The sequence below is a fragment of the Candidatus Uabimicrobium amorphum genome (assembly GCF_009002475.1).
Taxonomy (GTDB): domain Bacteria; phylum Planctomycetota; class Uabimicrobiia; order Uabimicrobiales; family Uabimicrobiaceae; genus Uabimicrobium; species Uabimicrobium amorphum.
The window spans coordinates 6688586-6714020 of record NZ_AP019860.1; the positions used below are offsets into that span (position 1 = coordinate 6688586).

Consider the following 25435-nt stretch of genomic DNA (forward strand, 5'->3'; position numbering starts at 1 on the left):
TTGTAAATACAATAAACTGAAAGTCTAACAATAATAAAATGCCCAACAATAAAATAGCCATTATTCATGAGGGTTTTCGTTAAAGATTTATTTTATTGCAAAAAAAAGGGATTGTGTCTAAAAATGCAATCCGATTGTTTTTTTAGAGCTGTTATGATAGGTACATTTTTTTAGGACATGGATGCAAATCATGAGCAATAACAATATTTGTAGTATTCATATATTAAGAAAAGCAAAGCTCAGTAATACAAAAATTCGCAAATCTATTTTAGAGTTTCTAATACAGAACCATGGGCCATTTTCGATTGAAGAAATACACCAAAAAATTTCGAATTGTGATAGTACAACAGTGTATCGGTGTATAAAAAAATTTGAAAAACATGAGATTGTTGAGAAATGCGATTTTGGTGACAACATCTCACGTTACGAATATAAGTGCCTAGAACATCACCACCATATAATGTGTCGTAGTTGCCATAAAATTGAAATTGTAAAATATTGTTTTGTCAAGGAAATGGAGAAAATTTTGATGATGCAGGGCTATAAAGATGTGTCTCACAAGTTGGAATTTTTCGGTATTTGTCAAGACTGCCAAAATGAAAGTGGTTAAACATTTTCGTCCTATGACTTGCAACATACAATTCATTGATCAAACATCCTGACAAAAACAAAATAAAATTACACTTTGTTTATCAGGATGTTTATATGAAATTAATATTTACTTTAGTTTTTGTCGGGATAAGCAGGTATTTTAGGCAAAGATTGACTCTGTGTCTTTAACTCATCTAGTAAAATTTCAACAGCTTTTTCCAACTGTTGGTCTTTTCCTGAAAATTCTAGAGCCGGATCATTGGCAATGATGACATCAGGGTCTACTCCGTGTCCTTCTATAAGCCATTTTTTCCCATCTGAACTATAAGGTGCAAACTCCGGTTTAAATAAATAACCACCATCTGATAACGGCAATGAACCACGTATTCCTACAACTCCCCCCCATGATCTTTTGCCCACTAATTTTCCAAGACCATGTTTTTTGAAACGATAAGGGAAAATGTCACCGTCAGATGCTGAGTGTTCATTCATCAAACATATTTTAGGTCCTAAATGCATTCCTCCAGGGTTTGTGCCAGGCATAATATTTCTTGCCATATTGACCATCACCAATTTGCGACGCAAACGTTCGATGATCATAGGGGAGACATTACCTCCACCATTACCACGTACGTCAATCAGCAACGCTTTTTTCTTTAGTTGTGGATAAAAATATCGGACAAATTGATTCAATCCTTCAACTCCCATATCAGGAATATGGATATAGCCAACCTGACCCTTTCCAAGTTTCTCCACTTTTTCGATATTATCATGGACCCAATTGTAATAATACAGATGTTCTTCGTTGGCAACAGGAATTACGGTTACTTCTCGACTGCCTTTTTCTTGGGGTTTACTATTGATTCTAAGAACAACCTGCTTTCCTGCGGTATCCAGAAGATGATGATAGATATTGTCCATATCAGTGGTAGCAACTCCATTCACCGCGAGGATATAATCGTTCACTTTCGCGTTTACACCCATAGCCTCTAGTGGAGAACGTAATTTAGAATTCCAGTTTTGTCCTTTGAGAATTCTGCGAATGCGATAATAAGATGTCGATGCATCTCTTTCCAACTCCGCTCCTAGTAATCCAGTGTAAATCTTCTGCGGCTTAGGCATATCACCGGCCCCAACATAAGCATGACCAACATTGAGTTCACCGATCACTTCACCTATTATATACGACAAATCTGCTCGGTGATTGACATGCGCAACAAGTGGCAGATAGCGATCGTATATTTTGTCCCAATCGACTCCATGCATGTTAGGAGCGTAAAAGAAGTCGCGCATTTGTCGCCAACATTCTCGATATATTTGTCGCCACTCTTCCTTGCGGTTAAGAGTCATTTTCATTTGCGATAGGTTTAAAGGTTTTTTGAGAGCTAACTTTCCTCCTTTGGGCAGAGGAATGACATAGTAATTTCCCTTATGACTTACAAGCATATGCTTTTTACGTGCAGAAATTTGGTAATTACGCGCCTCTCCTAGTACTATCTCTTTCTGTGTACTGAGGTTATACACACACAAATTTGATTTGCGTATATAGTATATGTGGTTGTTGACCACCGATATATTGTAATAACCTCCCCTGGTAATATTGAGACTTAAAGTTCTCGTTTCCAAACCATCGTCTATACGTATGGTTTCTTTTTTGTTGTCACCTTTTTTGGAAGTTTTTTCGACGGCATCATCCACAATCGTAACTTCGTCGCTTTTAGGTATAAAAGGAGATGCCGTGTCTTTACTTAAAATAGTAAAATAGAGACTATCCATATCTTGATAACTGTGGTTCCACTCTGTTTGGCTGTAAGTAGGAGAAAAATTGCGTTGCGAAACAAAAAATAGATATTTTCCATCATCACTAAAAACCGGTCCTCTGGCGTTGTACCATTTAGATGTGGCGGCTCTCAATGACCGTTTATCTAATGAATAGAGGTAGACTTGTTGGCCAGCATCTACGTCTTGTGAAAATGTAATCCATTTGCTGTCAGGAGACCAAGAATAGTCGCGAATTTCCCACCTTTTATTTTGCGTGACTTCTGTAATTTTCTTTGTATCAATATCGACATAACGCAAGCGTAGTTTTTTGTCCCCCCACATAATTTTCTTACTGTCTGGTGACCATGACAACGAGTATTTATAGGTATCGGCCTTATTTACGAGAATATTTGTTAAGCTTATATCCTTGGTCGGTGCAATATATATATGATCTTCGCCTTTTTCATCGCTAATATAAGCAATCCATTTACCATCTGGTGACCATACACAAGAACGTTCGTGTATTCCGGAAGATTGAGTCAAGTTGCGCGTAGGGCCATGTTTTTGGGGAGCAGAAAAAATTTCACCACGGGCATTAAATAGAACTCTATTACCATCGGGCGCTAGAGAATATCCTGTGATGTACTCATTTACATTTTTATATTGAGGACGACTATGAGAAAAATCTCCTTTAATGTAAATGGGGATTTGTTTGTATTGATGATTATCCAAATCAAAGCGATACAAATATCCGCCATTTTCGAATACAATTGCTTTGGGACCTATAGATGGGAATTTAATGTCGAATTCGTTAAAGTCTGTAAGCTGTTGCAACTTTTGCGTTTCTAAATCATAGCAAAATAGGTTCATCGTTTTGTTACGATCGGAGATGAAATAAATACGATTTTCGTGCCACATAGGAATGATATCTTGTCCCTTATGTTGGGTGATTTGAGTTGTTTGTTTTGTATCAAAGTCATAAATAGATATGTCATCGGCCATTCCACCGTGATAGCGTTTCCAAGTACGAAATTCGCGAAAAATTTGATTGTAGGCGAGTTTCTTACCATCTGCAGAAAAAGAACAAAAACCGCCCTTGGGCAACGGTAAGACCGTGGGAATATCCCCTTTTAACTTGACGCTAAAGAGCTGTCCGATAAAGCTATTGAATGAACGCATACGCGAACGAAAAACAATATTCTTACCGTCAGGGGTCCATGCCATGACGATATTATTAGGTCCCATGCGATCCCACACAAAATCGCGGTCGAGAGTTGCGGTATATGTGAGGCGCTTTGGTGAGCCACCGTTTGCCGGTACAACATACACTTCTGTGTTGCCGTCATATTGGCCAGTGAAGGCAATAGTTTTGCCATCGGGAGAAAATCGAGCAAACATCTCAAAACCTTCATGGCTAGTTAGACGTTTTGCTAAACCCCCCTCGGAGGAAACGGTATAAAGATCACCAGCGTAAGTAAAAACAATATGTTGATGGTGAATATCAGGAAAACGCAAAAGACGTGCTTCCTTTTCGGCGTACGCACAGGAAAAAAAAACAACGATTAGTACGAATAATGTTCTAGTATTTATCAATAAATTTTTTATCAACTTAAAACCTTTCTTCTATTTTTGCTCACAAAACGATCAATGCGTGTGACACAGTTATCAAAATAGCTATCGTCTGTTTTAGGATTTTAGCTCCTTCTAAACTACATAATTATTGTAAGAAGAGCTGCGCGTTTGCAAAAGTTTATTATTAGATTTCCTCGTTTTTTCATGTTGGTGTTGATGTTCGTGAACATGATGAACGGGAAAAGATACTCAGATTTATCCAAGTTTTTTAAACAGACGAGGAGGAAATTTAATTCTTGTCGTGCGATTCCCGTAGGGCGCGTCTAAACCATGAAACAACTCTTTGTCTATGTTCATCACCGTAGAGGTCACGAAATTCTACGGCTTCAGAATTGTTGGAATTACTCAATACTTGTATTCGTTTTTCAATAGATTTTTTGGACAGAACTTCTGGGACTTTGGATTTTACTAAAATTAGCCACTCTTCGTATGTATTTGGAATAACTACTTCTGTCATGAATTTCTTCCTTAAATTATCTGACATATTACGTATTATTAATTTGCGGATTTATTTTAAATCAATACCGTTGTCAGTTAAACATAAAAACGCAATTAAATTGCATTTTCATTAATCAATAAAGCTTTTTCTGTTAAAAAAATGCAATTTAATTGCGTTTTTGGCTTGACACTTTCACATCAATTGTTACATTGTTATTATAGTCATCTAACAAGATTTAGCCTTCGCTTCAAAATTTATCAAAGGCTGCACATGTAGGGAGTTTCGTCAATCAAACTTTGTTTCATTGATAACAATTCCTAATCTGTTAGCTAGTAGTCAGCTTATATGAGTATGTGTAAAATAGTTTACATAGATATATGTAAAAAATTTACATAACGCTGACTACTAACTAGTGATTTGACAAAACAATAGTGACATGTATAAAAATGTGAAAAGTTTTTGCAACGATTTCTCTTGCCAAAGTAGCTTTATTCGCCAACCCTTCCGATACTTCATCATCCTTCGAGTGTTAGCTCAATCCTTAATTTAAAGAAGAGCCTCTGCATCAAACTCTCGAAACAAACTTAAACTTTTGCGTTATGTTCGTAAAAGTCGATGTTTTTGGTTTTACAGCGCTTTCCAGTTTAGTGCGATACACAGTTTGTCATCCTCGACTTGATCGAGGATCCAGCAAATACTTTAAAAAAAATAAGCTATGCTGGTTTCCCGCTTGCGCGGGAATGACAATTTTGTACTTCACTCAACCAAAACTGCTATAAAATCAAAAATATACTATGTATCACACTAGATATTTAATCCGAGCAATTAAAAAACGAAAAACAATTTGTGGCAATCATTTATATGAGGATTTATTTATATGAAAGCGTCAGAAAAAACGGAAGAGTACAAAAATAGCGGATTATACAAGTTGAGGCATTCTCTTGCGCATATTATGGCTCAGGCAGTTTTGCAAATTCGACCAAACGCTAAATTAGGTTTTGGGCCTCCGGTCGACAACGGTTTTTATTACGATTTCGACTTTGGCCAAGAGCCTGTCAGCAGCGATGATTTTAAAGAAATCGAAAAAAACATGAAAAAGATTATCAAAGAAAAGCAGGCTTTTCAAACTTTCACAAAATCATTGTCTGAAGCGGAAAGCATGTTAGATGAAACGGATCAAAGCTATAAAATAGAGTATGCAAAAGAACTTGTAGAAACGGGTAAAGCTGACAACGGACAGCTTAATTTTTACAAGAATGGCCCATTTGTGGATATGTGTGAAGGCCCTCATTTAGAAGATACAGGCAAAGTTCCTAAGGGATCTTTTAAACTAGACAAAATTGCAGGGAGTTACTGGCGCGGCGACGAAAAAAGAACAATGTTGACAAGAATATATGCTTTGGCCTTTGAGAACAATCAAGAGTTAAAAGACTATATTGCAAAAAGAGAATTAGCAAAACAAAGAGAGCATCGAAAATTAGGGAGTGAGTTAGATCTATTTTATATAGATGAAGAAGTGGGTGTTGGACTACCCATGTGGCTTCCCAACGGAACAGTTATTCGCGAAGAGCTAGAGAAATGGGTTCATGAAGTCGAATTTAAGCATGGATTCAAAAGAGTTTCCACTCCGATTATCACTAGAGCTAGTTTGTATTATCGTTCTGGACATTTGCCATATTATAAAGAGTCGATGTATCCGCCAATGAAAATAGATGACAAAGACGAATACTACCTTAGGCCGATGATTTGTCCACACCATCACAAAATATATGATGCAATGCCGCGTAGTTATAAAGATCTCCCCATTCGCTTAGCGGAATACGGCGATGTATTTCGCTATGAAAAACACGGTTCGTTATCAGGTTTGCTGCGCGTTCGCGCGATGTGTATGAATGATGCTCATATATATTGCGAACCACAGCAAGTAGAAGAAGAATTTACAAAAGTAATGGAGATGTACAAATTTTACTACGATAAATTACGACTAGGTAATTTTAGAGTACGATTATCTCTACACGAAAAAGACAATAGTAAATTTGTCAACAATGAAGATGAGTGGCTGAGATCAGAAAATATTGTTCGTGATGTACTACACAAGAATAATATTGATTTTGAAGAAGAGACCGGGGAAGCGGCTTTTTACGGCCCCAAGGTAGATATCCAAGTTAAGAATGTGATGGGAAGAGAAGAAACGGTTTCCACTTGTCAATTAGACTTTGTAATGCCTGAGAGATTTGATCTGCAATATACTGCGAGTGATGGCACTCAAAAAAGACCTTTTATCATACATCGCGCCCCCCTTAGTACTCATGAACGTATGATTTCATTTTTAATTGAATTATACGGGGGAGCATTTCCAACTTGGTTGGCTCCCGTACAAGTTTTATTAGTTCCTGTAAACGAAACTGTAATGGAATATGTCTCTCGAATCAAAGACCAGTTATTCGAAAAGATGATCCGTGTAGAAATGGATGACAGTGGTGATAAATTCAACAAAAAAATCCGTAAAGGTATTGTCAAAAAAATACCGAATATTTGGATTATTGGCAATAACGAAATGGAACAAAAATCTGTTACATGGCGTCGTTACTGTGTAAATGAACAAACAAATTCTTCATTAGAAGAAGCGATTGCAACGGTTGTAAGGTGGCGAGATACTCGTGAAATGGATAATTTTACTGATGATTTGTAATTGAATTTTTCGATTACGGCGGTTTGATGTTAACCATGACTGTTACACAAATGTTAGCGCAGGTCGTAAATATCGCGCTTGAATTTTTACAATTGTTTTTTTTGGGTTGCGACAAGACCAAATGCTGTGGGAGAGCTGTCACAGGCTGGTAATATGATGACCTTTAAACACCTTGGCTACTGGTGGGATAGCATGCCATTAGAACAATGGCCAGAAGATCCGGCATCACAAAAAGAAATTCGCAAAAATTGGGACGATGTTTTTGGAGATCGATGTCAAAAAATCGTCTTTATTGGTATCAAACTTAACGAGAAAGAAATTCGCAAGCAACTAGACGACTGTTTGCTAAAAACCAATGCATTTACTCCTGATGAATGAGCTTCTCTAAATGATCCCATCAACGAATAAGAACGAGGCAGAGCCAATAGTTCTAACAATCATATTATCTTCTAAAACGAGCCCGGTTGCGATTGCAACCGGGCTTAGTTTAATTCTTGCGATCCATGTAAATATCTTTTTCTGGATAGTCACCTAAGATCGCTACATGTCCACGGTAATTGAGAACATCTAGTACCGAGAGTGTTTGCACGGTGCGAATCGCCAGTAGTTCCTCTGTCCATGGGGTTGGATTACGAATGATGTCTTGGATGATGTCTTCGGCAATCGAAACGTCACCACTTTCGGTGAGAAAGTACAAGGCGTCTTTTAAATCAGCGCGTCTTGCGAGATAGGTTTTCCAGCACCACTTTTTGTGTTTTGCCGGAGCATCGGCAAAGCGACTTTGTGACCAAAAGAGTTGAAAGTCTTTGTAGTCGCGGTCTTTTATGGTGTAGGCACATGTCTTCATGGTACGATAGAAGAAGCGCAAGCCCTTTTTGACAAAGCGATCGTTTTGCACATAGCCTAAGTGCTCGATGGCATGGTCAAAAGCGGTTTCTAATACATCGCGGGCATTTAATAGCGACGGAAGCTTTTTGTAGTTGATGGAATACGCCGTTGCCAGTGCGCGCAAAATTTCATTGCTACGCGATGCCCAGTTAGGGTCAATGGATTCTATATATTTACTGAAATTTCCTTGGTCCCAGCCACGTTGTTTTAAGAACTTGTTGAACGCGTGTAGTCTTTCTTTACGTCGTGCATAGAGGTCGTAGAAGTAGTCGTGTTCACTATCTAGAGCACTGATGAATTCTAGGTCCTTTTCGAAAAGTCCCAACCAGTTGGGGTTCTCGTCTTTTTGTAAAAAGTCATCGCGAAAGTTTTCCTCGTGTGTGGAAAGACCTGGAAAACCTTCGAACTCTAGTCCTAGGTATTCAAAATCAAAACGCGCTCTTATTTTCATACACTCAATGTACACTGGCTTGCGCATACGATTTATCTTGCGTACCGCTACATTAAAATCGGCGATGATTTTTGGTGGTTCGCTTTGCATGTCGGGATTGATGATTTCGCGAACCTTTTGGTAAGACCATTTTACCGCCGTAACGAATAACGCCGCTAAAATAAATAGCAAACGGAATGGCAAGGTAAAGACTTTTCCTCCCGCTAGATAGTTTTGGTATAGATTGTAAGGGTTTACCTTGCGCTGTGTAGCAGGTAAGAGGTAGAGAGGATAAGTACCAAATATATAGCGAATGTTTTCGCGACGATCTTTTATGAAGGATTTGTAGAGATCTTCACCAAAAGTGAGGCGTATACTTTGGTCTTGCTCGCGTGACAAGGTCAAAAAGTGTAGTGCATTGAAACGCGTAGTTGCATATACAGGCTTTTGTCTTTTGAGTCTTTTCTTCTTTTTTTCCTTTTTCTTCTTACCGTCGTATTCGGTACGTTCGGTTTCTTTTTTGGCAACATCGTTTTGAATGGTTTGGATGTCGCTTTTGTGGCCATCCCATTCGTCTTGTAAGCGCCATTGTAGCCAGCGACTGTAGTAATCCAGTTTTTCCGAGGATTGCATCGCGAGAAGAGACTCTGGTATGGCGTTTTTGTTGTATTCGACCAATAAATTGGCAACGTTGTGTGAAACACTGTGGGTAATAAAAGAAAACCATAAATAGGGGCCGAATACCGATTTCGAGCTTTCCAGATCAAGCTTGGCAAGTGCTCGTGATTCGCGACGTTTAAACTCTAAACGATGTTGACGGATATTCTCTATAGCAATATTCCCTAGAAGCTGTTCGGTGGTTTTTACGTCACTGCGGTGTAAGGGCGCACCATCTAAGTAGTCGCGATATAGTAAAAATACAGGACGCTGTCTGTTCCACAGGCGCGCTTGCTTTACTGTGGTGACATTGCACGTGTCGTTTTCCACACATGCCCCAACCTCCAAGCTACTATTCCATTGCTCTAGCAGCCACTTTTCTCCGTATTCTCCACTAGCACCGGTGAGTATTTGTAACTCTGGTTGCATAACGCGCTCGTAGAGAATACGCATATCGCGTTCAGCATTTTGTAATTTGATATCTTCGAGAAGGTTAATAAATTGAGCTTCGGCAGTACGCATAAAAAATTCTGTGGCTTCGCCAGCGATGTTACGTAGCCAAATTCCAATTACCAGAGGCACACAACACAGTGCCCCGACGACTAGAAGGACGGGACCTAAAAATTTATTGAGAAACAGAACTAGTCCGCCAAGTGGTAGCCATGGCAACGCGAGAAACAATAGCTTTAAGACGAGAAGAACTCCACCGGCGACGACTAGACGAATGGCTGGTCTCTTGAATGTTTCCACCATTGTATGCCCAATGCGGTCGAGAACTCGTGGCGGGGAGAGAACTCCGTATAAATCGACGAACCAATAAATCATGGCCAGTACCGCTTGTAATAAACGTCCTACACAACGCCCCAACCATGCGGTAAATTCCATTGGGTCGCTTTCGCGGTTTTTTTGTACGATGTTGCGAATAAAAGGTAATGAACGCAGTAATGGTATGTTAAAAAAGCGAAAGTACATGTGAACTTTGATGGGGAAATCATATCCCATGTGTTCCTCTACTTGTTCTCCGCTTATGTACAGCATGTTGTGAATTACCTTTTCGACGAGTATGTCGGAAGAAGCGCCGACCTGCTCTTTTTCTAAAGATCCAGAAATATTTTCTTCCATTTGAATTTCTAGAGTTTTGATGTAGGAAATCATAAACGGAATGCGCTTGTGGTCTTCGTGGATTTTATTGAAAATAGAGCGTGAACGGTTCAAGCATACGTTGCGTAGAGTGTGTAATCTTTGTGGTACGGTGGGTTTGGCTTTTTTCTTCAACGCATGATTCTTGCCGAAAAATACAATGTTGCGGTTGAGCCAACGTCCGTAAGAACGCACAAAGCGGTCCGTTCCGCGAATTAAAAATGTGACTACGCGGAAAATACGTACCATACGCAGTACGCGAACAAGACGTACACCACGCAAGAATTGAACTTTGTTGAGTTGTGGTAATTGCGAGAGCAAACTAAACGGGATAGATGGTAAGAGTTCGGTAAACCAATGACGTTTGAAATATAGCCATCTTCTCTCGGCAAGGAATAACTTAGTGAAAAATTCAAATAAGAATACGACGCAAATCGCGGTGTCGATATACATGAAATTGCGATGTGCTTGTTCGGAGTAAGTTCCCAATTCTTCAACGAGAAGTAATACAATCACGCCAAGAATTAACCAAATGATGAATTTATCAAAAAATTTCGCAAACTTTTTACCAAAGATTTGTTCCATACGATACTGGATTTTTTTATCTTGTATTTGGCACTGAAAAAATTTGTTGCGTGAGTTGTATTTTTTCCATTGTTTGGTTAAAGATTCCGGAATTTCTTTTGTTAAATATGGTTTAATGATTTCCGTTAACCACGCGATGTCTTCGCGAACAACTGCCAAACTTTTTGTCGCCACATATAGTGGCTTTTCTTCTACGCCCACCAAAACATCATCAATCATATCTTGGGCATCGATAAGAATTTCTTCGATAAATTCCCAACGTGGCTTTTCTTCTAAGTTTGTAATTTCTTGTTGCAGTTCGTCTTTGATTTTATCGCGTTGTTTCTTGCATTTGTCAAGCGTATCTTCGTTACCAGGAGTGCTCAAACTTATTTGAGGTTGGATTTCTCCGCCCCAACGCAGAGTCGCCCATAAATTGTGTAAGCCTTGCTGTTGTTCTTTGTATATCTCTAAGTTGTCTGAAACTTTTTCGGCAAACTTGTCTACTTCAACACGAAGTGCTTGCGTGCATAATAGTCGTAATTCTTCGCGAATAATTTCATCTTGGTATAAAGGGTTGCCGTCTTCTGACTGCATGACGAGGTGATGAACTTCATTTAATATGTCAGGGAGAACATTCTCACCGTTTTCGTAGATAAGCCTTCCTAGTCGTTTGAGAAAAAAAAGTTCGTGAGCAACCGATTGCAGTTCGGCGGCTACGGTGATACGACTGTGAGCAATATCCCCCATCACATGACGCGTGCGGTCTTCGAGTTCCTCGACGCGTTGATCTAACCATTCTCTAACAGATTGTTTATTTTCAGAAGCACGAGCGTGTTGCAACAGATAATTCTGTAAATGGTGGTGACCTCGTACTAAAGGATCCACAACAGGAGCAATCTTTTCGCGTTCACTGTTCGGCAACAGTTCGTCTAGGGATTGTTGTAAATCTAACCCCTCTTCGTACATATCCCAAAATTCTTCTATGGAGAAAGATTGCTGGGTGCGTTTAAAAAAACGCTGTATGTCTTGTTCTAAAGTATTCCAAGTATGCATATCGTTTCTGTAGGTTCAAACCTACATCCTTTCGTAGTCACATATTATCTGTTACAGTGAAAATAGTTACATGTTGTCGAGAACGTTTGTCAAATAGAGTAAGGAAGAGTTGTCGGAGTGCTATTTGTCGTCTTCGCGATCAAGGTTTTCAAAAATGTAATTAGGAATGGAATTGATAAATATGTGGGCGACGACCATTCCACCGAAAATAGAACCGGGTATGACAAAAAACAAAAAAGATAGAAGGTCAAAGCCGAGACCGCAGTAAATCAAGTAACCACTAACGGCAAATAAGGCAATAAAACCAATTAAGGTACTTGTCCAGATTATTATGTAGAGAAAACCACTTACTAGCCATCTCATTTGGATATCCTTGAGCAAATAGATGCGAGATTTTCCTCTCGCACCTATTATCTTTTATTTACAATGCCACTATTTGGTCAGTTGACGTAAAGCCTCTGATGCTTCAGGGATATTTTGGATCTCTGAAAATATTGCTTGACGTTGCTGTGTTGTTATTTGCGATTTGCCTTCGATATCTTCTAGCAGTTCGCAAAGTTTGGCATTGTTTTGTTGTAACTGTAGCATTTCTACACTAATCATTTCCTGAGAATTGTCACGTGTTTCCCAGCCAAATAGTAGTGATAGATATGGTGAATAAACGTCGTCTTTTTTGATTTTTTCCGTGTCGGTTTTTGGCTGAACGTCTAATGCCTGAGACGATTGTAGTACACCATTTCCATAATATTTTTTGGAATCTTTTAAGTCCTTGCGTGCTGAACTGAAAAGAGCGTGGCGTACAGCATTGACTTTTTGCCATGGTTCCGCAAATTTAAAATTGTTGTACTTTTGCAACCAAAGAGCGGCAGTAGCGGCGACTTGAGGTGTGGCCGAAGATGTTCCACCGCCATTACCAATCTCGTCGTGCTTGCCAAGTCTTGCCCATGGCATGTTTGGGGTGTAAGCAGCGATCGCTGAATCCATGAGTTTTTCCGGTCCCCAGTTTCCTTGCATCGCAAAGAAGAAAGGGTCTGTCTTAAAATAAGGCTTGTGATCGTAGCAAACACCACTCACTGCGATGACTCTCTTGAACTTTGCGGGGAAGACTAAGTAACGTGTAGGAAGTCCACCACCAACATTGTTACCTGCGGCAGTGACAACGACAAGACCACGCTCGTAAGCATTGTTGATCGATTCAGCCCACAACTTCGAGGCAACGCCACCCATTGACATACTCACCACATCACAATTAATGGACACAGCATAGTCAATTGCTTTTGCAAAAGCATCTAGCTGGAAAAGTATTACCGAATTAGATAGGCGTACAGGAACAATTTCTACTTCCGGTGCACCACCAAGATAGTCGGAAAATTTCTTCCCAGAAGGCTGCACAAGATTTCCGGCGAGAATACCCAAAGTACCTGTTCCATGACCAGGTTGCTCTAGGGTACCTTTTTTCCCTGGATCTACAGCAGAAAATTCATTTTCACCTTTTATGTAGTTGCGCTCTAAATCACCGCATACATTTTTAGGTGTTGTGACATGATCTGGATCGTATCCTGTGTCGAAATGAGCGACGCGAATACGGCGTCCACTTTTGTAATTGCCTTTTTTACGCGCTTCTTTTAGCTGTGAATGAGTGTTTTCTAAGTGCCACGCAAAAACCTCTGCATTGTCAGGGTGTCCCCAATCACTGTCATAACCTCTTTTTGCAGAAAATTCTTTTTGCAAAGCTTCGGCTAATTTTCGTTGATTTTTGTTAATTGTGGGACGGTTTGGTTCACCATAAATAACTTGTTCGTTTTCCGTAACGATTTGGTGAGCGATATCCCAAGGAGATTCTTCACTGATACCTTCCGATTTTGCAACATACCAGTTGTTCAGCATAGTATTGCGTGTTGTGGAAAGGGGAGTAATGGTGAAGGTTGTGTTTCCGGCCTGCAAAGTTTTTTGTGAAAAAGCGCGGCCGTTCTGTACTTTTATCAAAATCTCTTCTGCATGGACACCAATAATGGTGACGGCGAGAAAAAGTACAAAGTACAATGTATTTCTCATAAAAAATGACCTCCGAATAAAAATATGTTTTTATTATTAAACATATTTTACGCGTAATAATCAACATGTTTTGTGTAAACTATAGCACCAGCACCACTAGAAAAAAACAATAACTCGATCCCGATCCCGCTCCCGATCCGTTCCCGAAAAATCCCTGAATTAATGACAACTTTTTAGACGCGTTAAGGTTTAATTTAGTAATTGGCAAAATCAGAAGTAGACGTAAATCTTTCTATTTTGGGAATGGCAACAGGAGTAGAATCGAGATCGAGTTATTATATTCGTAAACTATAGAAAAAAATATTGGATAGTGTTAGGTAAAATCATTAACATATGACAGACTACGTTGGGAGATGGAAATAAATGGTCACAAAAGTGCGACATCTTTGAAAGTAGAACCCAAGTCACCGTAAACTTCTGTTGGGCACGATTATCTCTGCATAAATTGTATCAGGAGAATTATTTTGTTAAAACGCATTGGCAAGCTATTTGTTTTTCTTAGTGACAAATTAGCTTATTTTTCCGACAAGTCCTTTGGGGCTGTTGGGCTACAAATACCCAGTGCTACAGTAAGACACATAACAATGTACTCGTTTTACATCTTGTTTTTCCTCGGAATATTGCCATATGCTGGTAAACTATGGCCGTATTTACCTCTTGTGTTACTGTGGTTCTTGTTCATTTGGAATTTGGGAATTATTATTTATTTTTTCCGTTTGCGCGGCGAGCGCAATGAAACATATGAAGGTATTGTTACTGTTGGTACTCGCGAAGAAAATAATCTTAAGTTTTATTCGAAGGAACGCGAGAAAGTATATCAACCATTAATAATAATTGTGATCAATTTGGTACAAGTGTTAGTAATGGCCGGTATACTTCGTGAAATTTCGTTACTGTATCCGAAAAGCTTTGAGTTTACAAATCTCTCCGAAGATATACCACTGTTGGCATATTGGGGAATTTACACGATAGAACAAATCATCCGTACCGTTGACGTTGTTGATTTATTCGACAGTTTGGTGCCAGTTCAAGGGTATATTGAAAGCTATACATATGGTGTAAACACTATCATTGTTTTATTTCGTCTGGTGGTATTTGCTATTTTGTGGAAAGCCTGCCATTTGTATATACAGACACGACAATTGATTCGCAAAACAGTTCTTACTTTCGGAAAAGTGATTGATGGCGTAGAACAAGCTGTCTACATGAATAAAATGATTATACCCGAACTGATCGAGGCGACAAAACACGCACTACCACGTATTCGCCACGGAGCCGTTTGTGCTCTTGGGAAGTTACGAGAAGCAAGTGCAATTCCAGCAATTATAAAGGCTCTCCACGACTCGCGTAAGGAAGTGCGCCTTGCCGCTCTTTTAGCCATTGAAGATTTAAAAGAAAACTCTGCTGTTCCCAATGTGATCCGCAGTCTTAAGGATAGTGATAAGAGCATTCGCCGTACGGCAGCTAGAGTACTGTCAAAACTTGACGACCCTAGCTCATTACCTTTTTTTACATCAGCACTGAAGGATACCGATAAAGAAGTACGCTATGCTGTAGCGGAAGCTCTTGAGATTATCGGACACAAAGAAGCGGTTCCCGCTTTTGTGAATATTTTGCAGGATAGTTCTGCCGATGTGCGTAGAGTAGCGGCGCGTGCCTTAGCTGAGTTGGGAGATCTCGAAACCGTAGCGGCACTGATTGACGCAATAGATGATGAAGATGAAGAAGTGCGCAAGGTAATTACCAAGACACTTGGTAAACTCGGAGATAAAAAAGCATCTCCGGCGTTGGTAAAAGCTCTTCAAGACGAACGCAAGGACGTACGTGCTGCGGCAGCAGAAGCACTCAGTTCTGCAGGAGATACCGACGCTGTTTCTGAACTGATTAAAAAATTGAAAGATCCTTATGTCGACGTTCGCGGGTATTCGGCGCGCGCATTGGGTCGTATTGGAGATTCTTCTGCGATTCAACCACTTATCGAAACTTTAAAAGATGATAGTAATTTTGTTTCTTCTCAAGGTTCTGACGCGATTAGTAAGCTGATCAATGAAGATGCAATTCCTGCGATTATCAAAACGCTCAAGGATAAGAATAAAAGAGTTCGTCGCTGGGCGGCGCGTACGCTCGGCAATCTAAAAGACCGCCGTGCCGTAGAGCCTCTGATTGAGGCGTTAAAAGATCAAAATGAAGGTGTACGCCGTCAGATTGTGATTGCGCTTGGTAAATTAGAAGACAAGAAGGCGGTTCCCGCTCTTATCGATGCTTTGGACGATAAAAAATACAATGTGCGTAAAGAAGCGGCCATTGCTCTGGGTGAATTAGGAGATACCGGAGCGGTGAAAAAGCTTATCGAAAGCTTAAAGGACGAAGATGAATATGTGCGTGGCCATGCGGCACACTCCTTGGGTAAACTAGGAGATAGTAGTGCCGTACCTGGTTTAATGAATACCATTAAAGATGAAGATGAATATGTACGTACGTACAGCGCGGGAGCTTTGGGACGTTTAGGTGATACTACTGCGGTTCCCGAACTTATTAATGCTTTGCGCGATGAATGCGATGATGTGCGTATCATCGCGGCATGGTCTTTAGGAAAACTGCGTGATATATCTGCGGTCAACTCGCTTTTGGATTCTCTAGAAGACAATAATGAAAAAGTGCGTCTCAATTCCGCAGAAGCCATTGGGAAACTGGGTGACACGAGCGCTTTGCCTAAAGTAAAAGATCGCATGAGCAAAGAAGAAACGAAAGAAGTGCAACGCATGCTTTTTGTCGTGTATGAAATTTTGTGTGAAGTAGAAGAAGCGCAGACCACAAACGCACAAAATACTTAATTTTTGTGCAGCACGTTGTCAGGGCGGACTTTTGTCCGCCCGTCCTCTAATCGCAACAGATGTTCTTAAACTATAGAGAAATTAAAAATGAAATTTTACAACAGTTATTCCAAAAAACTTGAAGAATTCACTGTCGAAAACAACACGGTACGTATGTACAATTGTGGCCCAACAGTATACGATTATGCCCACTTAGGAAATTTTCGTTCTTTCCTATTTGCGGATTTACTTCGTCGTTATTTGGAATTTAAAGGCTATGAAGTTAAGCAAGTAATGAATTTTACCGATGTAGGACACATGACCCAAGACGACCTGGAACCTTCACGCGAAGGCTCTAATCAAGATAAAATGGCTTTGGCGGCACAGAGAACCGGAATTACTGATCCACGCGAGCTTGCCGATAAGTACATCGATTGCTTTATGGAAGATTCGAAAACGCTGAACGTCCTTGAACCATGGCAAAGACCTCGTGCCAGCGATCATGTACAAGAAATGGTGGAGATTATCGAAAAACTTATCGCCAACGGTAATGCCTATGAAGTGGATGGATTTGTTTATTTTGACCAAAGTTCTTTTCCGGAGTATGGAAAGTTGTCGGGAAATACGGTCGAAGATTTGGTGGAAGGTAAACGCGTCGAAGTTGACGCACGCAAAAAAAATGCTACGGACTTTGCGTTGTGGAAATGTGACGACAAGCACATTATGAAATGGCCTTCTCCATGGAGTACGGGTTTTCCCGGTTGGCATATTGAATGTTCGGCAATGGCGATGAAGTATTTGGGTGAAACATTGGATATTCATACCGGAGGCGAAGACAATATTTTTCCCCACCACGAAGCAGAAATTGCCCAGTCAGAATGTGCGACACATAAAACCTTTGCACGTTATTGGTTGCATGCAAGACACCTACTTGTCGATGGTGGAAAAATGTCGAAATCCAAAGGAAACTTTTTTACGGTGCGTGAGCTTTTGGATAAAGGTTACAGCGGTAGCGAAATTCGTTATGCTCTTATTTCAACGCACTACAGACAGAACATGAACTTTACCACGGGTGTTACGGACGGAGATTATAGCCAGCTACAAAAAATTGAAGCGCTGGAAGAAGCGAAAACAAACATTCGCCGTATCAAAGATTTTTTAGCCGCTATGGAGCAAATTGAAAAAGACGATAACACAAATATTGATGATTTAGCCACAAAAACTTTGGGAAATTTTGCCGCAGCTATGGATGATGACCTAAATATTTCTGGTGGACTTTCTGCACTATATCAATTCATTCGTGAAGTGAATAAATTACGCGATCAAGAACAGCTTGGGCGTGAAGATGCCGCGCGTGCGATAGAAACTATAAAAAAATTAGATGGGGTACTCGGTGTCCTCTGTGACGAAGAACAACAGGTACCTGAAGAGATTTTACAGTTGGTAAAAGAACGCGATGAAGCAAGATTAAATAAAAATTTTCCCCGAGCAGACGAAATTCGCGACACCTTAACAGAAATGGGGTATGTTCTCGAAGATTCTCCCAAAGGCACTATTTGTAAAAAAATATAATTCATAGTTGTGCTTGTTCACAATGAAAGACATTCTTCGCCTCAAACCTGTTTTTGATTCTGAGAGCAGGTTTGAGGCCGGAACATTTACCAGCACAATGTATTGTGATAGGAGTTTTATATGAAAAAGTTGATTTGCATAGCACTAATTATTTCGTCCTTATTGTTTGCTCAAGAGGCAAATTTAGAAGCAAAACTACGCAATATTTATGTACAGCTTTTCGAGTTGAAGAAACAAGCCGAGGAAAATGGATTTAATCCGCAGTTACGCAAACGCATTGTGGAACTCACACAACAAGCCGAAGAATTAGAAGCTGCCATGAGTGGAGAAGAAGATGATGAGCCGCAAATGGGTAACAGTGAACCACAAATGGGAGACGACGAGCCGCAAATGGGCGACAGCGAAGAACCACAAATGGAAGATATGGATGATCGCAGTGCACTGAAGGAAAAACCTCAACCAGAGACTATCGAAAGTCTACAAAAAAATCTACAACGCACAAAACAAGAGCTAAAAGAAGCAAAAAACGATTTGAAAAACAGCAGCGGCGAAGAACGTGAATACATGCAACTCTATGTCAATTCGCTGGCACAAGAATTAAAAGAAACACAACAAAAAATCAAAAAAATGAAAAAGCAAAATAAAAACCCTAGAAACAAAGAGCGTAATTTTGCGGAAGATCGTCGCCGTAGATTTGAAGAACAACGCCGTAGATTTGGCAATAATGAAAATAATGATAACAGATTTGAAGAGCGTCGTAATAGATTTGAAGAACGCCGTCGCAGGTTTGGCGAAAATCGTGGTTTTGGTGGAGACAACCGTCGTGGTTTCGGCGAAGACCGCAGAGGCAACGATCGCAACTTTGATAATCGTAGATTTGGTGATCAACGCAGATTTGGCAATCATCGCAATCACGATCGACACAATCGCAATGAATTTGGCAATCGTGACTTTTCACAACAACGAAGAAATAATGAACGCGAAGAGAGACTTGAAAGAGAGTCACGCCAATTGGCAAATGAAATTTCTCACCTGCGAGGTGAAGAACGCGAACGCACGATCGATGCACTACGCGGCGTTTTAAACGAGCTTTTCGAAGTACGTGAACAAAAGCGTGCACGTGAATTAGAAGAAATGCAACGCAATGTGGAACGCATGCGCAATATATTGAGAAAACGCAACCAAAATCGCGATCGCATCATTGAAATGCGTTTAAAAATGCTTACCGGCCAAAATGACGAGTGGAAGTGGTAGGAATTTTTGAAGTTGCTTTTTGATGGTATTAAGACGTGTTATGTATCGTTATTCATTTGGTGTGCGATGCCCTCACCATCGAATAAGCAGTTGCAGCTATGCTGCAAGCTGCTATTCTCATACCTCTCCCACAGGGAGAGGTGTAATGCTTCTCTTTTGGTAAAAACAAAATTCGCTTGAGTTGCGGAACAAACGTTATCGCTTTCTTTATACAACTGCGGTGTGTGTATAGTGGCCCAAAATAAAACAATAAGATCAATTAAGACGTGTTACGCCTCTCCCGTGGGAGAGGCATGAGTCTTGTTGCTTTCAGCTGCGCTGAAAGCAACAAAGCGATGGTGAGGGCACCAATGTGAAGACGAATTTCTTTTCTTAAATCAATCACCAACCACCAACCACTAACAACTACAACCTCTCCGACAAACAAGCGACCGTTACGCGTTCATCAACCAAACGCTGGTCGTGTTTGTAATCGTCACTCTCTTCTACTTCCCAATTGGTATTGTGCATATCGCGCAACTTACACACGATTTCAAAAAAGTTCCATTTGCATTTGCTATTACTGTCTATATGATAGGTTCCGGGAGTGCGCTGTTGCATTAAATGCCATAGCGCATCACAAGTATCTGTCATAAAAGAAGTGGCGGGATACCACTCCTTACTAGCGCGTACTTTTCCGTTTTCCGACATACCATACAACGCTTCTAACATGTTATTTCCGCCGCGTTTCTCACCTATTTGCCAACCGATGCGTGCAATGATTGCGTGTTCTGCTACTTTAGCAATCGCATCCTCGCAACGTACTTTGTATTTTCCATAGTCATCGCGAGAGTTTCTAAAATCTGTAGGATGATGCGGACCATCGGGTTCGGCATCGAAGACCATTGCAGTGCTGGTAAATAAAAATCCACAATTGTTTTTTGAACTATATTCCGCCAAAAGTTGTGCCCAATCTTCACTTCCCATTGCCAAATGGCAGATCCAGTCGGGTCGCTGTTCTTGTAAATATGCCAGACACTGTTGCCTATTATCGGGAGAAATTTGTGAACGGTCCCAGGGGATGATTTCGAAATTGTGTTGCTGTAAACAAGCCGCCAGGACGGGAGCTAGTGTTCCATTTAAACCAGTTACGATTGCTTTCATTTTTTTTCTTTCTGCTGTAATCGTTTTTGGGCTTCTTTGATAAAGGGAGATATCTCAGAAGACTTCGCACCGAGTTTTATCGATTCTTCCCACGAACGAATGGCCAATAAATACTTTTGCTGTTGGAAATAACACGAGCCAAGCCGCGCATGAGCATAGAGCATTTTCGGATTCATTTTTATTGCCAATTCATAATTTTGTAATGCTTTTTTGTAGTGTTTTGTCGCCATGTACATATCCGCCAATTGTATATATGGATGCGGATTTTGTGGTCGAATAGCTTTTGCGTTTGCAAAGTCTTTTTCGGCTTGCAAATACTTCTCTTGCGCCAAATACAAATTACCTCTGTTCATATATGCGAAAAAAAATTGTGGTTTTCGCGATAGCGCCGTGGCAAAATCTTGCTCTGCTAAAGCGTATTTTTGTTGTGCAGCGCGAACAGAGCCCCTTTCGACATAAGCGTCCGCATAGTTTTTGTCTATCTCGATTGCTTGCGTATAATGTTGTTCAGCTACGGAGAATTTGTCTTGAATTCTATACAGTCGCGCTTTTAAAAAATAGCCTTCTGCGCTGCGCGGTGCATGATAAAGATAGCGATTGATGTCCTTGTTGGCACGTGTATATTTTTTCTGTATGAGATACGCCTTGGCACGGTTGAGATAAACGTCGACGTTTTGCGAATCTATTTTGATGGCTGTCGTATAGTCTTTAGTTGCTAAATCGAACTTCTGGATTTTTACATAAAGATTGGCGCGATTTTTATAAGCGTCACTATATTTGGGGTTGACGAGGATTGCTTTGTTAAAATCTTGCAAGGCCAAACGGTACTTTTGCAATTGCGCGTATGCGCAACCACGATTTGTGTAGGCCATGGCATTATTTTTGTCGATCATTAGGAGTGTGTTTAAATCACGCAGTGATTCGGTAAAACGTTGTTGCTGTGCGTACATGAGACTTCTATTTATGTAGGCAGGAGAGTACTGAGGGTTTATGTTGAGTGCTTCGTTGAATTTTTTCTCGGCAAGAGTAAACTCTTTTCTGCGGAAATAAATAATGGCCAAATTGCAGTGCGCAACGAAATGTTGCGGTTCAAGTTGTAAAACTTTTTCAAAATCGCGTTGCGCCAAATCATTTTTGTGCATTTCCAGGTAAGCAAAACCTCGATGGGAGTATGCTGAGACGAATGTATTGTCTATGGTGAGAATCTTATTGGCCTCGATGATGACTTCCTCGTGTTGGTCTGCACCAATGAAATATACAATTTTGTTCATGGATTTGGTAATGCGATCTTCATTACCATCTGCCTGACGTTTGTCAATGTTATACATAACGAGAAAAATGGCGAGCACTAGTGCAATGTACTTGAAAAAGCGTAGTGCACTGGTCGGTGGAGTTCCGTTTTTTAGGCAATGGAGAAATTTTTGAGCGGATGACAAACGCAAATAACTTTTTTTATACAGCGCTTTCTCAAGAATCGGAGATATTTTTTCGATGTGTTCATTGTGTCGCGGATAAACTCGTGCCAAAGGGGGTAGCTTTTCTTCAATAATGCGCGTCGCCGTTGCAACGTAGTTACCGGAATAAAAAGGTGAAGAGGCTTGCCAAAGAAAAAATTGATAAAATATCGTTGCCAGACTAAATACATCGGTATTGTGTGATAGTTTTCCATTGACTTGTTCGGGGCTCATATAGGGAATTGTCCCCACGACTTCTCCTGTTTTTGTAAGCGCTTGGGATGTGGCGTTGATTTGTCTGCAAATGCCAAGGTCAAGGATTTTCGGAGTATAGTTTGGTAGAGTAAGAATGATATTTTCTGGTTTTAAATCACGATGTACAACACCATGACGATTGATTTCTGCGACACCAGCGCATATTTGAATGGCAATGGCAAGCTGTTCTTCCACACTTAAAGAAAAAGGTTTTTCGACAATGAGTTTTTTTAGTGTCGGGCCTTCGTAGTATTCCACAACAATACAGTAGTTATTTTTTACAATAAAAAAGTCGAGCGCTTTTGCGACGTTTTTGTGCTGTATTTGTTGCATGTACTGGTATTCCCTATGAAGACGCTGTATACTTTTTTCATCGTCCTCGATATAGCACTGTTTTATCGCAACTAAGGTGTTTTTTTTGACATCCATTGCTAGATGCACGTTACCCGAAGCACCTTTGCCAATAACTTTTTGTATTTTATATCGCTGATTGACTAGAGTTTCTGCCATGACTACTTTTCTTTTTTTAACTTTGATTTCGATTTGCTATCTGCAACCGCTTTGGGCTTCACAATCGAAAGCAGGTTTTTTTCTTCGTCAAATACTTCCAAGCGCGAAATCGTAAATTCGACAGCGGATATTTTTCCACTGCGAAATCCGTTCAGTGTAGCATATATATCTATTTGCACATTGCGATTCATCGGTTGTTCGTATTTGCGGCTATCATAGAGTTGTTTTGCTGTTTCCAAAGGAACAAAAAAAGAACGAAATTTCTTTGTATTGGTGAATACAATTGCGGGAATTTTTAGAGAATTGGTGCTGCGGTATAGTAAGATCGGAGCACTCAGTTTTTGTTCACCACCCACCGCAATAATGTTTTGTATTCGGAAACGCTGTTTTTTAAAATTGTACTCGCCAAAGTTACCTGTCAAAGTAATTTTGTAGTTTGTTTTTTTCCAATTGCCAATGGACTTTTGCAATTTAGAAATAAATTTTTGACGTTTTTTCTCATAGATTTTTTTTGCGGCATATCGATAACGCAAATATTGTTTGTTTGACAAAAATTCAAATAGTTCGTCTTGAATTTTTGCCACATCCCTCTTCTGTAGAGATAGAAATGCCACGGTAAATTTTCTTTTCGTTAAATCTTCTTCACTATACAAAAAGGTCAGCATGGTGAGAACGACGACACTTTTCACCCATAAACATTTCCGCATTGCTACCTCCATTTATTAAACCCGTGCAAAAAAGTCGATAAAATCTTTGGAGTTTTTTAATTTTTCTTCCAATTCAATCACGAGCTGTTCCTGGTTTTCTTCCTCTTCATTGAGTAAATTTTCAATACGCTCTAGTTCCTTCTCATAATACTTCAATTCTTGATGTACGGTTTGTTGAATAGAGCTGACAATCGAATCAAAGAATACGGAAATTTCGTTGAGCATATCTTCTTTTACTTTGTTTTTACTATCGTTAATTGCTTTGCGTAGGCCGCGAAGAATTCTTTTACGCGCTGTGGCTCCTGAAATCCAACGTACAATACCACCGGCAAGAAGAGAACCACCTAATATTGACCATCCTGCGGGACCTGTGAGTATTAAGGGAGCGACACCACCACTTAGAGCAATGCTCCAGCCAGAAGCAGCATTAGGGTCTTTTTTTTCTTTTTTTCCGGCGTACAGTTCATCACCAAAGAGAGAGTCTAAAGACGCCATGTTTTGTAGAGTTGCACTCAAACTGTCGACATAATCACTCGCGCACTTCGACAATTGTTCGCGTAACTCTTTGTATGTGACTTGAAATACATTGGAGAACTCTTCGCGTACCATTTGTCTAAAGTCTTCTTCTTTGAAATTCTCTACGGCGGTTTCTTCGATTTTACTAATGACTCTTTTTACACTTTCGTTGAGCTCATCGGGAAGCCAATTTATCTTTAAGTCGTTAATACGATCACGAAATTCTTGGCAGTGAGAAATGACTTTATTTTCCAGCTCGCTCTTATGTTCATTGTAGCGTTCTTTTTCCTCGTTGAATTTTTCTAGAATTTGTTCGTGATCACTTTGTAAAACCTGAAGTCTTTCTTTTATACGTCTTCGGGCGCGTACAATTTGATTGGTAAAAAATGCCGCGGTATTCTGGTGAAGACGGTTGACAAAGTCACCTCGTATTTGTTGACGTATACTTTTACGTAATTCTTTGGCACCTGCATTTGTCCATAACTCTTCATTGTCGTCCATAGAAGCGCGGAGTGCCATGCTCACATTTACCGGTAATATGTTTTGTGGCATTTGTGCACCACGCTCTTCGGCAATTGCCGCGAGAACTCCCTCATTGTGCTTCATCCCAGACTTTATTTCGTCGTCGCTCTCTTCTTTCCACAAATTTTGTACAAAAATGCTATCCTGGATCATCGGCCACGCAATGCGAATAAAACCTGCCTCTGACTGAGTAATCGGAGGAACGGTACGCAGTAAAAAAATTCCAACGTTGGTGTCTTTTAAGAATTTCATTGTGGTTTCTTCGTTTTGTTCAGTGAGACTTCCCACACCTGGTAAGTCGACAAATACAAAGCCTTCCTTTAAGAGTGCACTCTCCATTTTGCACAATACATAAGCAGCCCCCATAATATTGCTTGGGTTGTATTTGTTGTCGACTATTTTTGCAAGAAATTCTCTTTTTAGAGGTACTTCTTCTACTTTTCCGTCTAAATAGTGCACTTCTGCTCCGACTTCTTCTCCATCGTATGGACGACGAATCATTGTCGGGATACATGTTGTCTCTTCCACTGCGACGGGTAAAATTTCGTCTTGGAAAAGAAGTGCATTGAGTAGTGATGATTTTCCCGAACCTTGGATTCCAAGAATGGCCATACGACATTCTGGAGAACGTACTTTTTGTAAATAATTTTCGCGCATATCCCCTGATTTGTCTTTTTCATCATCGATCGATGGAGCTATAAATTCACTGTAAAATTCATAAAATTCTTGCGACTCTAAAATCATCTCCAGTATTTTACCTGAATCTTGCATTGTAAACCTTCCT

General features: G+C 40.1%; 15 protein-coding genes. 6 read left to right on the forward strand and 9 right to left on the reverse strand.

Features of this window, described 5'->3' with window-relative positions; all coding sequences use genetic code 11:
- The first annotated feature begins 190 nt into the window (after nt 1–190).
- The gene (locus UABAM_RS23620) at nt 191–610 is read left to right on the forward strand and encodes a Fur family transcriptional regulator (RefSeq protein WP_173013531.1); all 420 of its coding nucleotides are present in this window, start codon (nt 191–193) and stop codon (nt 608–610) included.
- A gap of 113 nt (nt 611–723) precedes the next feature.
- Here UABAM_RS23620 and UABAM_RS23625 read toward each other — a convergent pair whose 3' ends face one another.
- Nucleotides 724–3867, reverse strand: coding sequence for a S41 family peptidase (locus tag UABAM_RS23625; RefSeq protein WP_229759300.1), 3144 nt, complete (start codon nt 3865–3867; stop codon nt 724–726).
- 346 nt (nt 3868–4213) lie between these two features.
- Complete coding sequence (locus UABAM_RS23630; protein WP_151970463.1) at nt 4214–4441, reverse strand: hypothetical protein; 228 nt, start codon at nt 4439–4441, stop codon at nt 4214–4216.
- A gap of 859 nt (nt 4442–5300) precedes the next feature.
- Here UABAM_RS23630 and thrS point away from each other — a divergent pair.
- Both thrS and UABAM_RS23640 read left to right on the forward strand, forming a co-directional pair.
- Nucleotides 5301–7115 (forward strand): threonine--tRNA ligase, encoded by a 1815-nt coding sequence (gene thrS, locus UABAM_RS23635; RefSeq protein ID WP_151970464.1) that lies wholly within the window; start codon nt 5301–5303, stop codon nt 7113–7115.
- Between the two features lie 78 nt (nt 7116–7193).
- Nucleotides 7194–7493, forward strand: coding sequence for a GTP-binding protein (locus tag UABAM_RS23640; protein ID WP_173013532.1), 300 nt, complete (start codon nt 7194–7196; stop codon nt 7491–7493).
- A gap of 109 nt (nt 7494–7602) precedes the next feature.
- Here the strand turns inward: UABAM_RS23640 and UABAM_RS23645 are convergent, their stop codons facing one another.
- From UABAM_RS23645 to UABAM_RS23655, 3 genes are all read right to left on the reverse strand, one after another.
- Nucleotides 7603–11850, reverse strand: a complete 4248-nt coding sequence (locus UABAM_RS23645) for an ion transporter (protein WP_151970466.1) — start codon at nt 11848–11850, stop codon at nt 7603–7605.
- A 120-nt stretch (nt 11851–11970) separates the two neighbouring features.
- Complete coding sequence (locus tag UABAM_RS23650) at nt 11971–12213, reverse strand: hypothetical protein (RefSeq protein WP_151970467.1); 243 nt, start codon at nt 12211–12213, stop codon at nt 11971–11973.
- Nucleotides 12214–12282: 69 nt separating this feature from the next.
- Nucleotides 12283–13905 (reverse strand): S8 family peptidase, encoded by a 1623-nt coding sequence (locus UABAM_RS23655; protein WP_151970468.1) that lies wholly within the window; start codon nt 13903–13905, stop codon nt 12283–12285.
- 464 nt (nt 13906–14369) lie between these two features.
- Between UABAM_RS23655 and UABAM_RS23660 the strand changes: the two genes are divergently transcribed.
- The 3 genes from UABAM_RS23660 (at nt 14370) to UABAM_RS23670 (ending at nt 19544) form a co-directional block, all read left to right on the forward strand.
- Nucleotides 14370–16739, forward strand: a complete 2370-nt coding sequence (locus tag UABAM_RS23660) for a HEAT repeat domain-containing protein (protein WP_151970469.1) — start codon at nt 14370–14372, stop codon at nt 16737–16739.
- Between the two features lie 87 nt (nt 16740–16826).
- Nucleotides 16827–18290, forward strand: a complete 1464-nt coding sequence (gene cysS / locus UABAM_RS23665) for a cysteine--tRNA ligase (RefSeq protein WP_151970470.1) — start codon at nt 16827–16829, stop codon at nt 18288–18290.
- Nucleotides 18291–18410: 120 nt separating this feature from the next.
- Complete coding sequence (locus tag UABAM_RS23670) at nt 18411–19544, forward strand: hypothetical protein (protein ID WP_151970471.1); 1134 nt, start codon at nt 18411–18413, stop codon at nt 19542–19544.
- A gap of 405 nt (nt 19545–19949) precedes the next feature.
- On the opposite strand, the gene UABAM_RS23675 is transcribed toward UABAM_RS23670, so the two are convergent.
- Genes UABAM_RS23675 through UABAM_RS23690 form a run of 4 tightly spaced genes read right to left on the reverse strand, consistent with a single transcriptional unit; the run spans nt 19950 to nt 25422 of the window.
- The gene (locus UABAM_RS23675) at nt 19950–20687 is read right to left on the reverse strand and encodes a sugar nucleotide-binding protein (RefSeq protein ID WP_151970472.1); all 738 of its coding nucleotides are present in this window, start codon (nt 20685–20687) and stop codon (nt 19950–19952) included.
- Entirely contained in the window at nt 20684–22906 is a 2223-nt protein-coding gene (locus UABAM_RS23680; protein ID WP_151970473.1) for a serine/threonine-protein kinase, read from the reverse strand. Before UABAM_RS23680 ends, UABAM_RS23675 begins: the two co-directional genes overlap by 4 nt.
- A gap of 2 nt (nt 22907–22908) precedes the next feature.
- Nucleotides 22909–23613: a DUF4852 domain-containing protein gene (locus UABAM_RS23685; RefSeq protein ID WP_173013533.1), complete on the reverse strand. Its 705-nt coding sequence runs from the start codon at nt 23611–23613 to the stop codon at nt 22909–22911.
- Nucleotides 23614–23628: 15 nt separating this feature from the next.
- Nucleotides 23629–25422, reverse strand: coding sequence for a dynamin family protein (locus tag UABAM_RS23690; RefSeq protein ID WP_151970475.1), 1794 nt, complete (start codon nt 25420–25422; stop codon nt 23629–23631).
- Between the last annotated feature and the right edge of the window lie 13 nt (nt 25423–25435).